Genomic DNA, 14,917 nt, shown 5'->3' with positions numbered 1-14,917 from the left:
GGTACCCGGCACGCTCGATGGATCCGGGACGTGACCGGGTCCCGATATCCGACCGGCATCGCCACGTGCGGCGATGGGGTGGTTATGGGGTGGAAACTGCCCGGCGAGTGACGTGCGTCACGCGTCCCGCGTCACTTGTTCAGTACGGCCTCCATGACCTTCTTGGCGATCGGCGCGGCCAGGCCGCCACCGGAGATGTCGCCACGGGAGGCGTCGGAGTCTTCCACGACGACGGCGACGGCGACCGGGGAGCCGTCGGCGGTCTTGGCGTACGAGATGAACCAGGCGTACGGGTTCTTGCTGTTGCCGACACCGTGCTGCGCGGTGCCGGTCTTGCCACCGACAGTGACGCCGTCGATCTGGGCGTTCGTGCCGGTGCCCTCCTTGACCACGGTCTCCATCATCTGCTGGAGCTTCTGGGCGTTGGCGGCCGACACCGGCTGCGAGATCTGCTCGGGCTTCGTCTGCTCGATCACGTTCAGGTTCGGCGCCTGCAGCTTGTCCACCATGTACGGCTGCATGAGCTTGCCGTCGTTGGCGATGGCGGCGACGACCATGGCCATCTGCAGCGGGGTGGCCGCGGTGTTGTACTGGCCGATCGCGGAGAGGGCGTTGGACGGCGCGTCCATGTCCTTGGAGTAGACGCTGGCGTCGGCGCGGACCGGGGTCAGCACCTCCTTGTTGAAGCCGAACTTCTCGGCCTCCTCGCGCATCTTGTCCTTGCCGAGAACATCACCGAGGTGACCGAAGACGGTGTTGCAGGACACCTTCAGGGCCACCCGCAGCGAGGCGTTCTTGCAGGGCAGGTCGCCCTCGTTCTCCAGGAACTTTGAGCTCTGCGGCAGCTTCCACGGCAGCGGCGAGTCCGTCGGCGCGTCGATGTCGCTGACGCGGCCGTCCTCGAGCGCCGCGGCGGCGGTGACGACCTTGAAGGTCGAGCCGGGCGGGTAGACCTGGCGCAGCGCCCGGTTGAGCATCGGATCGTCGGGGTTGTTGACCTTCTGCAGGGCCAGCCAGTTCTTCTCGTCGGTCTTCTTGGAGGTACCGGCGATGGTCGACGGGTCGTACGAGGGCGTGCTGGCCAGGGCCAGGATCGCGCCGGTACGGGGGTCGAGCGCGGCGACCGCGCCCTTCTTGTTGCCGAGGCCGGTGAACGCGGCGAGCTGCGCCTTGGCGTTCAGGGTCGTGATGACCTTGCCGCCCTGCTTCTCCTTGCCGGTCAGCATGTCGATGGTGCGGTTGAAGAAGAGCCGGTCGTCGTTGCCGGTGAGGAACTTGTCGTAGACGCCTTCGAGGAACGACGTCTGGTAGGCCTGCGAGGCGTAGCCGGTGACGGGGGCCCACATGGGGCCGTCCTTGAAGGTCGCCTTGTACTTGAAGTCGCTGCCGGGCGTCTCGACGCTGCCGGTGAGCGACTTGCCGTCGACGATGATGTCGCCCCGCGGCTGGGCGAACTGGTTGATGCTCACCCGCCGGTTGTGCTTGTCGTTCGCCAGCTCGTCACCCGTGACGAACTGCACATAGTTGACGCGGATCAGCAGGGCGAGGACGAGCAGGCCGCAGAAGACTGCGACCCGTCGCAGGGGCTTGTTCACTGGGTGCGCACCACCTGGGTCGGTTCGGCATCGGTTGACGGGGCGGGGCTGGGTGCCGGGCGTCGCGCGGTGTCGCTGATGCGCAGCAGGATGGCAACGAGCGCCCAGTTCGCGATGACGGACGAGCCGCCCTGGGCGAGGAACGGCATGGTCATGCCGGTGAGCGGGATGAGGCCGGTGACACCGCCGGCGACCACGAAGACCTGCAGCGCGAAGGCGCCGGACAGGCCGATCGCGAGCAGCTTGCCGAACGGGTCGCGGGCCGCGAGGGCGGTGCGGACACCGCGCTCGATGAGCAGCCCGTAGAGCAGCAGGACGCCCATCAGGCCGGCCAGGCCGAGCTCCTCGCCGACGGTGGCGAGGATGTAGTCGCTCTTGGGGGCGATGCCGCCGATGAGCCGGGAGTACCCCTGGCCCAGGCCGGAGCCGAACATGCCGCCGGAGCCGAACGCGTACATCGTCTGGGCGGTCTCGGTGACACCACCGTTGACCAGCGCGAGCGGGTGCAGCCAGTTGTCGACGCGGTCCTTGACGTGGTGCTCGAAGGTGGAGACGAAGACTGCGCCGGCGGCCGACAGCAGCAGGCCGAAGACGATCCAGCTGGTGCGCTCGGTGGCGACGTACAGCATGATCACGAAGAGGCCGAAGAAGAGCAGCGAGGTGCCGAGGTCGGTCTCGAAGACCAGGATCAGCAGGCTGAGGACCCACAGCACCAGGATCGGCCCGAGGTCGCGGCCGCGCGGCAGGTACAGGCCCATGAAGCGGCGGCTGGCGAGGGCGAGCGCGTCGCGCTTGACCATCAGGTAGCCGGCGAAGAAGACCGTGATGATGATCTTCGCGAACTCGCCTGGCTGGAGCGAACCCACACCGGGGATCGTGACCCAGATCTTGGCGCCGTTGATGCCGGGGAAGAACACCGGCATGATCAACAGGACCAGCGCCACCACCATGGAGATGTAGGTGTAGCGCTGCAGGATCCGGTGGTCCTTGAGGACGACCAGCACGGCGACGAAGAGCGCGACGCCGAGCGTGGACCACATCAGCTGGGTCGGCGCCATCGCCTTGCCCAGCGAGGGCTCCAGGTCGAGCCGCCAGATGAACACCAGGCCCATGCCGTTGAGCAGCGTCGCGATCGGCAGCATCAGCGGGTCCGCGTACGGCGCGAACTTCCGCACGATGAGGTGCGCGATGCCCGCGAGCAGGCCGAGGCCGAGGCCGTAGGCGAGCAGGCCGGCGGGCAGCGAGCCGTCCTTGGCCAGGCCGACGTTGGCGTACGCGAAGACCGGGATCAGGACGGCGAAGACGAGCAGCGCGAGCTCGGTGTTGCGCCGGCTGGGTGCGCCGACGGAAGAGATGGTGCTGGTGTTGCTGGCACTCATGAAGAGCTGCCCCCTCCTCGTACTACTGCTGGGCGCCGCACTGCGGGGCCAGCTTCTGTTCGTCGGGCGAGAGGGTGGGGCCTGGTGTCGGGACCGTGCCGGTCGGCTTGTTCAGCTTGTCCTGGGCCGCCTTCGCGGCGGCCTTGGCCTTCGCGGCGGTGGTCTTGCTCGCTTCGACCTTCTTGCAGACGTCGGCCTGCTTGGCCAGCTCGTCCGCCTTGTCGGTGGCCTGGCCGAGGCTGCCCACCGCGATGGTGGCCTCGACCTGGTCGCGCTGGTAGGCCGGCAGGTACTTGAGTTCGATCTCGGGGCGGTCCTGATGGACCTTCGACAGGTTGATCCACGCCAGCTTCTGGTCGATGCCCTGGTAGACGGCGACGTGCTGGTCCTTGGCGCCGACGTAGTACTGGGTCTGTGTCCACCGGTAGCCGGCGTAGAGACCGCCGCCGATGACGCCGAGGATGACGACCAGGATCACCGAGCGCTTGAGCCACTTGCGCTTCTTGACCGGCTTGTCGAGATCCGCGTCGTCGAACGCGCCGAAGGTGCCCATCGGCGCCGCGCCGGCCATCGTCAGATCGCCGCTGCCGGGCGGGCCGAAGGAGCCCGCGGGGCCCGCCTGCTGCGGCGGGGGCGTGCGACCCAGCTCCGAAGCGCGCCCGGCCGGGGTCTGCAGATGCCGCGGGTCGGAGAGCGGCAGCTGGCTGTCGGCGACCGCACCCACCACCACGGGGGTGTCGTTCAGCTGTCCGGCCAGCGTGTCGCTGTCGTCCACGTCCAGGACGTCGGCGACGATGCAGGTGATGTTGTCGGGACCGCCACCGCGCAGCGCGAGCTGGATCAGCTCCTGCACGGTCTCGTTGGGTGCCTGGTACCCCGCGAGGGTGTCCTCGAGGGTCTGGTGGCTGACGACGCCCGACAGCCCGTCGGAGCAGATCAGATACCGGTCGCCGACCCGCACCTCGCGGATCGACAGGTCCGGCTCCACGTGCTCGCCACTGCCCAGCGCGCGCATCAGCAAGGAGCGCTGCGGGTGGGTGGTGGCCTCCTCCTCGGTGATCCGGCCCTCGTCGACGAGCCGCTGCACCCAGGTGTGGTCCTGCGTGATCTGCGTGAGCAGACCGTCGCGGAGCAGGTACGCGCGGGAGTCGCCGACATGGACGAGGCCGAGCCGCTGCCCGGTCCACAGCAGGGCGGTGAGCGTGGTGCCCATGCCCTCCAGCTGCGGGTCCTCCTCGACCATGACGCGCAGTTGATCATTGGCGCGCCGCACGGCGGTGCCGAGCGAGGTCAGGATGTCGGAACCGGGAATGTCGTCGTCGAGCGTGACGATGGTGGAGATCACCTCGGACGAGGCGACCTCACCGGCCGCCTGGCCGCCCATGCCGTCGGCGATCGCGAGCAGGCGTGGACCGGCATAGCCGGAGTCCTCGTTGCCCTCCCGGATCATGCCCTTGTGCGAACCGGCGGCGAAACGCAGGCTCAGAGTCATGCGCACCTCGCCCGTCGGCTCCGGGTACATCCGCACGCTGCCCACCCTCTCGCTCGCGCTCGCTGGCTCCGCTCGCCCATTGTGCGACTACTTCCGCAGCTCGATGACGGTCTTCCCGATGCGGATCGGCGCGCCGATCGGCACCGGGGTCGGCGTGGTCAGCCGATTCCGGTCCAGATAAGTGCCGTTGGTGGATCCGAGGTCCTCGACGATCCACTGGCCGTCCCGGTCCGGGTAGATCCTGGCATGCCGGCTGGACGCATAGTCGTCGTCGAGCACGATTGTTGAGTCGTGCGCCCGGCCGAGCGTGATGGTCTGGCCCTGCAACGCGACCGTGGTGCCCGTCAGCGATCCCTCGGCGACGACCAGCTTGGTCGGGGCGCCACGGCGCTGTCGGTTGTTCTGCGGCTGTTGCCGCTGGTTCTGCGCCTGTTGTTGGCGCTGCTGCGGTGGGCGGGACTGGTCGGCCCCGCGCCGTGCCGCGCGCTGGGTCACCCGGGTCCCGAACAGGTCACTTCTGATGACCTGTACCGCGACGATGACGAACAGCCACAGTACGGCGAGGAAACCCAACCGCATGACCGTCAGGGTCAGCTCTGACATTGCCCCCGCTTCACCCTTCGGCTTGCCGGTACACGATGGTGGTGCTCCCGACGACGATGCGAGAGCCGTCGCGGAGCGTAGCGCGCTGGGTGTGCTGCCCGTCCACCACAATGCCGTTTGTTGATCCGAGGTCCTGGACCACGGAAGGCGATCCGACCCTGATTTCGCAGTGCCGCCGCGAGACGCCGGGGTCGTCGACCCTGACATCCGCCTCGGTGCTGCGGCCGAGAACGAGCGTCGGCCGGGAAATCTGGTGCCGGTTGCCGTTGATCTCGATCCAGCGCCGCACCGCACCGCCGCCGGGGCCGCCCGAGGGCGATCCGGCGCCGGGCAGCCGCGTCACGGGCGCCGGTCCGCCGGCACGTCCGCCCGGAGGCGGCCCCGCCGGCATCGGGGGCGGTCCCGAGGGACGGTACGGCGCCACGGCGCGCGGCGGCTCGTACTGCTGCTTGGGCTGCGGCTGCTGTTGCTGGTGGGGTTGCGGCTGCTGGGACTCGCTGGAGGCGAGCGTGCGGCTGCGCACCCGGTACAGGCCGGTGTCGAGGTCGTCGGCCTTCTCCAGGTGGACCTTGATGCCGCCCATGAAGGTGTAGCGCTGCTGCTTGGCGTAGTCCTTCACCATGCCGGCGAGTTCCTCGCCGAGCTGCACGGAGTACGGGCTGAGTCGCTCGAAGTCGGGCGTGCTCAGCTCGACGATGAAGTCGTTGGGCACGACAGTGCGGTCGCGGTTCCAGATCGTGGCGTTGTTGTCGCACTCACGCTGGAGTGCGCCCGCGATCTCGACGGGCTGGACCTCGCTCTTGAACACCTTGGCGAAGGTGCCGTTCACAAAGCCCTCGAGACGCTGCTCGAAGCGCTTCATTACTCCCATGGGGCACCTCCCTCCTCGGGCTCTTCCGATACTGCTTACTGATCGTATCCACGCGCCGGGAAAACGGCTGGTTCCCTGATCCCGTGGGACGGGGCAGTGTCAACCCTCACACGGTCCACTCGGATGGTAGATGCGGCTCCTGTCCAGTGTCCCGCAACCGGGGAGTCGGCCGTACAGCGCGGTGCTCTCCGGTGAACCCTGCCCGGTGGGGCCCCGGGTACACGGCGCGGACGGGGGTCAGGGGCCGACACAGGGGTGGACCCCGGTACGGAGCCGGGTCCACCCCTCGGGGCAGGCCTCGCCGCGGCCCCCGGGGCGGGCCTCGGGGCGACCCCCGGGGCGGGCGGAAACGGGTGTGATTCCACCCCAGGTGGCGTGCTAATCTTCTCGAGTCGGAAGGCGCTCCCGCACTGTTCGGACCAAGGTCCGCAGGGTGAAGGAGAGTCGATCGGCGCCACTTATTGCGCGAGTGGCGGAACGGCAGACGCGCTGGCTTCAGGTGCCAGTGTCCTTCGGGACGTGGGGGTTCAAATCCCCCCTCGCGCACAGAGTAGAACCGTTGAACGGTCTCTCCGGAGTGACGAAAGTCGCTCGGAGGGGCCGTTTTTCGTTGTCCGGGTGTCCCGGGTGACGCTCGTCACCCGTGGGCAGCCCCGCCTCTTGTTCCGGTCCCCCAGGAACTCCGTTGGCGTTGTCGGACCCCGCGCGTAGATTCATCGCCGGTGATCGTCTCCGACGATCACCGGACGATCACCGGCGCTCGCGCCGGATCCCGAGGGGGGATTCATGACCGTGATTCACCGAAGGCTGCCCGGATCGTGGCGCGTCGCCGTTGTTCCGGCCGCCGCGCTGCTCGCCGCCGCGGCAGCCACGACTCCGGCGGCCGCCCAGGACGCCGCACCGGTCCCGGCACCGAGCGGACTCGCCACCACCCCGTCCCCGTCGGGCGGGGGTGACGCCTGCGGGGCGACCGCGCCCTACGGATACATCGGCAACACGAGCGTCATGTTCTCGGCGACATCGAACGGGAAGTCGTCGGTCTCGTACACCACCGAGTTCCTCATCCAGCCGAGCGACGGCTCGGCGCCGTACGACTACACGCAGATCGGGTACGGCGGAGGCCTGCGCCGGCTGCAGCTCCCGGCCACCGACTTCACCGACGGGGTGACGTACACCTGGCAGGTCCGTGAGACGGCCTCGGACGGTGGGGTCTCCGACTGGTCGGCCGGCTGCCACTTCATCGCCGACCACACACCGCCCGCCGTGCCGGTCGTGAAGTCCAAGGTCTTCCCGCCTTCCGACGCCACGACTCCGGCACCGCCCGTCCGCACCACGGGTGCCTTCACCTTCAAGGTGTCCGGGCAGGCCGCGGCCGACACCGTGCGGTTCGAGTACGCGCTCGACGGCGACCTGCCCAGCATCGGTGCCACATCGGTGCCGGTCGGTCCCAACGGCACGGCGACTGTGAAGCTGACCCCCACCCAATGGGGGACGAACTGGGTCAACGTCCGGACGGTGGACCGGGCGGGGAACGTCTCGGATACGGCGCGGTACACCTTCCAGGTGTCGTCCGCCGCCGAGCAGGACCACTTCGGCGACCTCAACGGCGACGCGCATCCCGACCTGCTGGCCATCGGTGCGGACGGCAAGCTGTATGTCCTGTACGGGAAGGGCGACGGCACGCTGAAGAAGGCGGTGACGTACGCCGACTCCGGCGGCGAATGGGCACCGGGTGCCGTGGTGCGGAACGGGGACTCGGACTGGGACGGCTACCAGGACCTGCTCAGGGTCAGCGACACCGGGTACATGACGTCGTACAGCAACAACGGCCTGGGTGACTTCAGCCAGTACTCGCAGCGACTCGGCAAGTGGACCCGGGCCGACGGCACCAGTTGGAAGGGCGCCGCGCAGCTCCTCCACGGCAGCGGGAACGGCGATCTGCTGACCGTGGAGAACGGCCAACTGCTGCGATGGGAACCGGATTTCGGACCGATGACCCCCACTGTGCTGGCCACCGGCCTGGAGCGCCGTACGGTCATCACCCCAGGTGACGTGACCGGCGACGGCATCGCCGACCTCCTGATCCGGGACGACGTCTCCGGAAAGCTCCTCCTTGCGGCGGGCAACGCCGACGGGACGATCGCAGCCCCCTCGGCCTGGACGGCGTACGGCACGGGATTCACCGCGGCGGCCTACCCTCGGATCCTCAGTGCCGGGGACGCCAACGGTGACGGTGTCGCCGACCTCTACGCCGCCAACAAGCGCGGGACCCTGAAGTTCTTCGCCGGGCTCAAGGGCGGCGGCTTCGCACCCGCGGCGGCCGCGCACGGCGCCCTCGACTGGACGACCGTCGTCTCGGCCGACTGACAGCCGGCACCATCTGCCGGAAGTCTCCGGACAGCCGTCTGCCGCGCACCTCTCGGGGTGCGCGGCAGACGCGCTTCGGGGCCGTGTCCCGGCGGCCGGGCGTCAGATGGTGTTGAAGTCGCCGTGGCGGCCCAGGCCTGAGGTGAAGCGGCGGGCGCCTTCGGTCACTCCGGGGAGGGCTCTGGCGGCGTTGTGGAATTCCTGGCGGAGGGCTTCGGGTTCGGGGAGGCCGGGCTGGGTGCGGGTGGATTCGCGGTCGGCGCGCATGCAGGCGGCCGGGTAGCGGGCGATGTCGGCGGCGAGTTCGCGGGCGGCCCGGAGGGCTTCGCCCGGGGGTACCAGGCGGTTGACGAGGCCGATGGCGTGGGCCTCGGGGGCGGGTACCGGGCGGCCGGTCAGGATGAGGTCCATCGCCCGGCTCTCGCCGATGAGGCGGGGCAGCCGTACCGTGCCGCCGTCGATCAGCGGAACGCCCCAGCGGCGGCAGAAGACGCCGAGGACGGCGTCCTCCTCGGCGACCCGCAGATCGCACCAGAGGGCGAGCTCCAGTCCGCCCGCGACGGCGTGGCCGCTGATCGCGGCGATGACGGGTTTGGAGAGCCGCAGCCGGGTGGGTCCCATCGGGCCGTCGCCGTCCTCGGCGACCCGGTTGCCACGGTCGGTGCCCACCGCCTTGAGGTCGGCGCCCGCGCAGAAGGTGCCGCCCTGGCCCCACAGGACGGCGACAGCGGCGTCGGGGTCGGCGTCGAAGTCCCGGAACGCGGCGGCCAGGGCGGCGGCGGTGGGGCCGTCGACGGCGTTGCGCGCCCCGGGGCGGTTGAGGACCACGGTGGTGACCGGGCCGTCGCGCTCGACGCGGACGGCGGCGGTGGGCTCGGGTGGGGCGGTCACAGGAGGTGGCGGGCGCGGTCGATGAGGGGTGCGGTGTCGGTGCCGGCCGGGAGGGTGCCGAAGGCGCGGCCGTGGTCGCCGCCGAGCCGGGAGGCGCAGAAGGCGTCGGCGGCGGGGCTGCCGTACTGGACGAGCAGCGAGCCCTGCAGGACCAGCGCCATCGACTCCACGATGCGGCGGGTGCGGAATTCGAGGTCGGTGAGATCGCCGAGCTCCTTCTTGAGCTCCGCGATGGACGCGTCCAGGCGCCGGTCGGCGCCCGCCGCCAGGTCGATCTCCGCGAAGAACGCCTCGACGGAGTCGGGTTGACGGGCCATCGCGCGCAGCGCGTCGAGCGCGGAGACGTTGCCGGAGCCCTCCCAGATCGACATCAGCGGGGCCTCGCGGTAGAGGCGGGGCATGCCCGACTCCTCGATGTAGCCGTTCCCGCCGAGGCATTCGAGGGCTTCCGCGGCGTGCACCGGACCGCGCTTGCACACCCAGTACTTGGTGACGGCGAGCGCCAGGCGCCGGAAGGACTCCTCGGCGGCGTCGCCGCGGGCCGCGCGGTCGGTGGCGCCGGCCAGCCGGAACGCGACGGTGGTGGCGGCCTCGGACTCGACGGCGAGGTCCGACAGGACGTTGCGCATCAGCGGTTGGTCGATGAGCGGGGCACCGAACACCGAGCGGTGTGCGGTGTGGTGGACGGCCCGGATCAGGCCGGAGCGCATGCCGGTGGCGGCGCCCAGGACGCAGTCCAGGCGGGTCAGGTTGACCATGTCGATGATGGTGCGGACGCCGCGGCCCTCCTCACCGATCAGATGGCCGACAGCGCCGTCGTACTCGATCTCCGCGGAAGCGTTGGAGCGGTTGCCGAGCTTGTCCTTGAGGCGCTGCAGCTGGATGCGGTTGCGGGTGCCGTCGGGGAGGACGCGCGGCAGCAGGAAGCAGGAGAGGCCGCCGGGGGCCTGGGCGAGGGTCAGGAAGAGGTCCGACATGGGCGCGGACGTGAACCACTTGTGGCCGGTCAGCGCGTACGTGCCGTCCCCGCCGCCGGACGGGACGGCCCGGGTGGTGTTGGTGCGGACGTCCGAGCCGCCCTGCTTCTCGGTCATCGACATGCCGGCGATGAGGCCGCGCTTGCCGGCCGGGGCACGGAGGCCGAAGTCGTACTCGCGGGCGGCGAGCAGCGGTTCGTACTCGGCGGCGAGCGCGGGGTTGGCGCGCAGGGCGGGGATGGCGGCGTACGTCATGGAGATCGGGCAGATGTGGCCGGGCTCGACCTGGCCCCATACGTAGAGCTTGGCGGCGCGGGCGACATGGGCGCCGGGCCGGTCGTCGCGCCAGGGGGCCGCGTGCAGGCCGTTGCTGACGGCGGTGTCCATCAGTTCGTGCCAGGCCGGATGGAACTCGACCTCGTCGATGCGGTTGCCGTACCGGTCGTGGGTGCGCAGCACCGGCTCGTTCTCGTTCGCCAACCGGCCCAGTTCCTGGGCGTGTTCGGTGCCGGCGAGCGTTCCCAGGGTGTGCAGCGAGTCCTCGGACCAGCCGGCGCCCTGGCGGTGCAGGCCCTCGATGAGGGCGGGGTCGGCGGCGACGTCGTGGCCAATCAGGGGCGGTGCTTGGTTGGTGACCTCATGAGTCTGCGGCATTGCGTCCTCCCAGAGCGCGTAGGGCGAAGGAGACGAGGGCGGGGATCAGGTCGTCTGGTGCGCCGCCGTCGGCGAGGGGGCCGACGAGGGCCTCCCCGACGGCCCCCACCAGGGCGGCGGCGGTGAGATTGGGGTCCTGCGCGGGCAGCTGTCCGGAGGCGACGCCGGCGGTGATCTGTTCCGCGATCACATCGCGGAACGCGCGTCGGAAGACGAGCCGTTCGGCGTCGACGGCGGCGTCCACCGGCTCGGCGAGCAGTGCGTAGGCCAGGCGCGGTGATTTCAGCGCCCGGCCGGCGAAGGTCTCCACGATCGCGGCGACCCGGTCGTGCAGGTCGGCGGGGCGATTGGCGGCGGCCCGGACGGCCTCGACCTCCCGGCCGCAGACCACCCGGAACAGCTCCGCGACGAGCTCGGCCTTGCTGGGGAAGGAGCGGTACACGCTGCCGGCCGCGATACCGGCCCGTTCGGCGACCGCGGCCACCGAGCAGGCGGCGTATCCGCGTTCGGCGAGCAGCTCCACCGCTCCGTGGAGCACGGCGTCACGCTGGGCGTCGAGGCGTGCCTGGATGGTGGGGGTCCTGCGGTAGGGCATATATAGAAGTGAAGCAGTGATTCAGTTCTTCATCAAGACCCGCTCAGGGCTTCTTCACCCGTTCAGCGCTTCCTCACCCGCTCAGGGGTTCTTCGTGGTGAAGAGTGCGGTGGCCAGGACCAGGCCGAGGACAGCGCCGGTCAGCTGGGCGGCGATGAAGCCGGGCAGCGAGCCTGGGGCGATTCCGGTGAAGGTGTCGCTGAACGAGCGGCCGACGGTGGCGGCGGGATTGGCGAACGAGCTGGAGGAGGTGAACCAGCAGGCGGCGCCGATGTAGGTCGCGACGGCGACGGGCGCCAGCTGCGTGCGGCCGCTGCGGACCAGGCCGGTGACGAGGAGTACGAGCCCGGTGGTGGCGACAACTTCGCCCAGCAGCAGATGTGCCGCCGACAGGTCGTGGGTGGACCAGCTGATCAGCGGGCGGTCGAACATGGCGTCCGCGAGCACCGAGCCGGCGATGGCGCCGGCGGTCTGCGCGAGGACGTACAGGAGCACCGTCCGAGCGCCGTACGCGGTGGGGCCGCCGCGGGCGGTCCACCAGTCGGCGAGGGTGACCACCGGGTTGAGGTGCGCGCCGGAGACCGGGGCGAGGAGGGTGATCAGCACCCAGAGCCCCAGGGCGGTGGCCAGCACATTGGCCAGCAGCTGCACCCCGACGTCCTGGCTGAGGCGGGTGGCCTGGATTCCGGAGCCGACCACGACGGCCACCAGGGCGGCGGTGCCGACCAGTTCGGCGGCGGCTTGCCGCAGCGGGGTGGCGTCCCGCGCCTGCACGGCCTCTGTCTGCATATCCAGATTCTGGGGTCAGTTTCGGAATCTTGTTTCCGTATCTTGGAAAATGAGATCCGTTCGGTATCGCTGAAGGCTCGGATCACCGATCTCTCACTGGTCGGGGAGCCAGTTGCCGTGGAATCCGTAGGGCACGCGCTGGGGCAGATGGATCGTCGCGACCGGCGGGGCGGCGAGCCGCTCGGCGTCCAGGATGACCAGGTCACTGGTGCCGGTGCCGGCGTCGTACACATACGTGAGCAGCCAGCCGGGGCCACCGGCGATGTCGTCGGCCGGGGCGAAGGCGGCTTCGCCGGGGGTGCGGCCGAGCGCGAACTCATGGCTGCTGACGCCGCCGGTCCGCAGGTCGTAGCGGAGCAGCGCGCCGGGCACCGGCCCCCGCCCCAGGCCCTCGGCGGTGGTGACATGGCCGAACCGGGCCGGCCGGCCGGCGAGACGGTCGTCGATCCGGGGGAACTCGCACGGCCGGTCGTCGATCTGCTCCTCGGCGACGGTGCCCGTCACGAGATCCAGCGTCCAGCGCCACAACGTGGCGGGCCGGTGGGCCAGGTCCGGTGCGTAGTGGTGCGGATAACGCGTGACGTGCAGCACGATCCGGTCGCCGTCGGCTTCGTCGTACGCGTTGAGCCCGTGGAAGACGTAGCAGGGGTCGATCGGCAGCCAGCGGACGGCGCCGTACGGATCGTCCCGGCGCAGCACGCCGAGCCGGGCGCCGTACGCCGGGTCCCACTGGTACGGCATACCGCCGCCGGGGCGCATGGCCTCTTCGAGGTTGAAGACGACGGGCAGATCCATGAACACCACATGGGAGGCGGTGAGATGGAAGTCGTGCATCATCGTGTGCGCCGGGACATCGACGGGGCGGCTGACGACCAACTCGCCCGAGGCGTCGGCCCGGTGGTAGGTGAGGTAGGGCGCGGTGAGCCCGCCGTATCCGAAGAAGTGCAGCTCACCGGTGGTCGGGCAGGTCTTGGGGTGGGCGGTCATCGGGGTGTCGAGCCGGCCACCGAAGTCGTGCGGACCGACGGTCTCCAGCTCGTGCCCGGGGCGGCAGTCGATCTCGTACGGGAACGAGGCCTCGACCAGGGCGAGGGTGCGGCCGGCGTGCCGGACGATGTGGGTGTTGGCGGGGCCGGCGGTGAGGTCCAGATTGCCCTGGTCGTCGTAGATCCGGGCGCCGTGGGTGAAGGTCGAGGTGCGGACCCAGCGGTTGCGGTACGAGGTGGCCCGGCCGCCTTCCAGGCGGACGCCGTGCACCATTCCGGCGCCGAAGAACCAGTGCGGGGACGCGGCGTCCTGCGGGTTGGGGCCGTTGCGCAGGTACCAGCCGGTCAGCTCGGGCGGGATGGATCCGGTGACCGGCAGGTCGTAGGCGGTCAGCTCCTCCGCGACGGGGGCGAAGTTGCCTGACAGGTGCGGGGCGGAGGTGGGCTGCTGGGTCATGCCGGGTCAGCCTTCCTGGGTGCCGGTCTCGGCGATGCGGGCCCGGACGCGGTCCGGGTAGCGGGCGGTGAAGAGGGCGGGGACCACGAAGCCAGCGACCTGGATCGGGATCGAGACACCGCTGCCCAGGTCCGCCGCGTAGACGGGGATCAGCACGGCGGCGGTGACGGTGAAGGCGGCGGCCCAGGCTGCCGTGATCACCACGTTGATACGGCGGAAGACCGGGCTGTCCCACACCTCGCGGGGGGCCTGACGTTTGGCGATGCCGGTGGTGAAGGGGCGGCGGACGGCGAGAGTGGCCCAGGCGGTGACCGCCAGCCAGCCGAGCGAGAGCGCCCCGCTGTACTCCTCCAGGCCGGAGTCCGGACGGGAGAAGGCGACCACGCTGAGGACCGCGAAGAAGGCGATGGTGCTGAACTCCAGGATCTGGGACTCGGCGGCGATGCCCGCCTTGCGGTCCTGGATCAGCAGCCAGATGCCGAGGGCGAGCCCGGTGAGGGCTCCCCACTGCCAGCCGGCCGCGGAGACGGCGGCGAAGGCGATCCAGGGGATGAAGCCGCGCAGGTAGTTCATGACAGGCCTTCCAGTGGTCCGGTGGTCCGGTGGTCCGGGTTTCCGGTATTCCATTTCCGACGTGTCAAAAGTAGAACGTCCGGCATTGACGTGTCAAGAGTGGAAGGTAGGATGGAACACATGAGCCTCCGCCACGCACTGCTGGGCCTCTTGGTCGAACGTCCGGCCAGCGGCTACGACCTGATGAAGCTGTTCGAGACCTCCCTCGCCAATGTCTGGCCCGCGACCCAGAGCCAGGTCTACGGCGAGCTGGGGCGCCTCGCCGACACCGGCCTGCTCGAAGTGGCCGCGGAAGGACCGCGCGGCCGCAAGGAGTACGCCCTCACCGATGAGGGCCTCGCCGAGCTGCGCCGCTGGCTCACCGAGACGGAGCCCGACCGGGTGCGCCGCAGTGAAACGTTGCTGCGGGTCTTCTTCCTGGGCGTTCTCACTCCGGTGGAGGCCTGCGCGTATCTCGCGAACGAGGCCGGCCGCGCGGCCGATCACCGGGCCTCCCTGAAGGAACTGGAGGCGGCGGTGGACTGGGGCGACGACCAGCCCTCCGTCTACGGCCGGCTGGCCCTGGAGTACGGGCTGCGCTTCACCGCGATGCAGGAGGAGTGGGCCCGCTGGGCCGCGGACCAGGTCGCGGGCCGCGCCCGCTGATTCGCCGGGGCCCGCGCGGCCGGGGCCGGCACCGATCGGCCGA

The 14,917-nt window shown here is 70.3% G+C and carries 13 protein-coding genes and 1 tRNA gene; 3 read left to right on the top strand and 11 right to left on the bottom strand.

Annotated elements, in window-relative coordinates:
* Positions 1-131: 131 nt before the first annotated feature.
* Genes AC07DC_RS08120 through AC07DC_RS08100 form a run of 5 tightly spaced genes read right to left on the bottom strand, consistent with a single transcriptional unit; the run spans position 132 to position 5,940 of the window.
* Positions 132-1,595, bottom strand: coding sequence for a peptidoglycan D,D-transpeptidase FtsI family protein (locus AC07DC_RS08120; protein ID WP_478913048.1), 1,464 nt, complete (start codon positions 1,593-1,595; stop codon positions 132-134).
* Positions 1,592-2,974: an FtsW/RodA/SpoVE family cell cycle protein gene (locus tag AC07DC_RS08115; protein ID WP_478913046.1), complete on the bottom strand. Its 1,383-nt coding sequence runs from the start codon at positions 2,972-2,974 to the stop codon at positions 1,592-1,594. The genes AC07DC_RS08120 and AC07DC_RS08115 overlap by 4 nt, the downstream gene beginning before the upstream one ends.
* A gap of 22 nt (positions 2,975-2,996) precedes the next feature.
* Positions 2,997-4,496 (bottom strand): PP2C family protein-serine/threonine phosphatase, encoded by a 1,500-nt coding sequence (locus AC07DC_RS08110; protein ID WP_478914067.1) that lies wholly within the window; start codon positions 4,494-4,496, stop codon positions 2,997-2,999.
* Positions 4,497-4,553: 57 nt separating this feature from the next.
* Entirely contained in the window at positions 4,554-5,069 is a 516-nt protein-coding gene (locus AC07DC_RS08105; protein ID WP_138351203.1) for an FHA domain-containing protein FhaB/FipA, read from the bottom strand.
* A 10-nt stretch (positions 5,070-5,079) separates the two neighbouring features.
* Positions 5,080-5,940 carry an FhaA domain-containing protein gene (locus tag AC07DC_RS08100; protein WP_478913044.1) on the bottom strand — a complete coding sequence of 287 codons (861 nt, stop codon included), beginning with the start codon at positions 5,938-5,940 and terminating at the stop codon, positions 5,080-5,082.
* A 463-nt stretch (positions 5,941-6,403) separates the two neighbouring features.
* Between AC07DC_RS08100 and AC07DC_RS08095 the strand changes: the two genes are divergently transcribed.
* Positions 6,404-6,486: transfer RNA gene (locus tag AC07DC_RS08095), tRNA-Leu, on the top strand.
* Positions 6,487-6,726: 240 nt separating this feature from the next.
* Positions 6,727-8,307, top strand: coding sequence for an FG-GAP repeat domain-containing protein (locus AC07DC_RS08090; RefSeq protein ID WP_478913042.1), 1,581 nt, complete (start codon positions 6,727-6,729; stop codon positions 8,305-8,307).
* 102 nt (positions 8,308-8,409) lie between these two features.
* On the opposite strand, the gene AC07DC_RS08085 is transcribed toward AC07DC_RS08090, so the two are convergent.
* From AC07DC_RS08085 to AC07DC_RS08060, 6 genes are all read right to left on the bottom strand, one after another.
* The gene (locus AC07DC_RS08085) at positions 8,410-9,198 is read right to left on the bottom strand and encodes a crotonase/enoyl-CoA hydratase family protein (protein ID WP_478913040.1); all 789 of its coding nucleotides are present in this window, start codon (positions 9,196-9,198) and stop codon (positions 8,410-8,412) included.
* Positions 9,195-10,829, bottom strand: coding sequence for an acyl-CoA dehydrogenase family protein (locus AC07DC_RS08080; protein WP_478913038.1), 1,635 nt, complete (start codon positions 10,827-10,829; stop codon positions 9,195-9,197). Before AC07DC_RS08080 ends, AC07DC_RS08085 begins: the two co-directional genes overlap by 4 nt.
* Entirely contained in the window at positions 10,813-11,424 is a 612-nt protein-coding gene (locus AC07DC_RS08075) for a TetR/AcrR family transcriptional regulator (RefSeq protein ID WP_478913036.1), read from the bottom strand. Before AC07DC_RS08075 ends, AC07DC_RS08080 begins: the two co-directional genes overlap by 17 nt.
* An 81-nt stretch (positions 11,425-11,505) precedes the next feature.
* Positions 11,506-12,213, bottom strand: coding sequence for an aquaporin (locus AC07DC_RS08070; RefSeq protein ID WP_478913034.1), 708 nt, complete (start codon positions 12,211-12,213; stop codon positions 11,506-11,508).
* Positions 12,214-12,306: 93 nt separating this feature from the next.
* Positions 12,307-13,656, bottom strand: coding sequence for a carotenoid oxygenase family protein (locus AC07DC_RS08065; RefSeq protein ID WP_478913032.1), 1,350 nt, complete (start codon positions 13,654-13,656; stop codon positions 12,307-12,309).
* Positions 13,657-13,662: 6 nt separating this feature from the next.
* Positions 13,663-14,229 (bottom strand): hypothetical protein, encoded by a 567-nt coding sequence (locus AC07DC_RS08060; protein WP_478913030.1) that lies wholly within the window; start codon positions 14,227-14,229, stop codon positions 13,663-13,665.
* A gap of 120 nt (positions 14,230-14,349) precedes the next feature.
* Here AC07DC_RS08060 and AC07DC_RS08055 point away from each other — a divergent pair, with 120 nt between their 5' ends.
* Positions 14,350-14,874: a PadR family transcriptional regulator gene (locus tag AC07DC_RS08055; RefSeq protein ID WP_478913028.1), complete on the top strand. Its 525-nt coding sequence runs from the start codon at positions 14,350-14,352 to the stop codon at positions 14,872-14,874.
* The last annotated feature ends 43 nt before the right edge of the window (positions 14,875-14,917 follow it).

It is taken from the genome of Streptomyces sp. NPDC045021 (assembly GCF_056432645.1).
The sequence above is the reverse complement of the archived record's forward strand: the minus strand, read 5'-3'. Positions and strand labels throughout refer to the sequence as shown.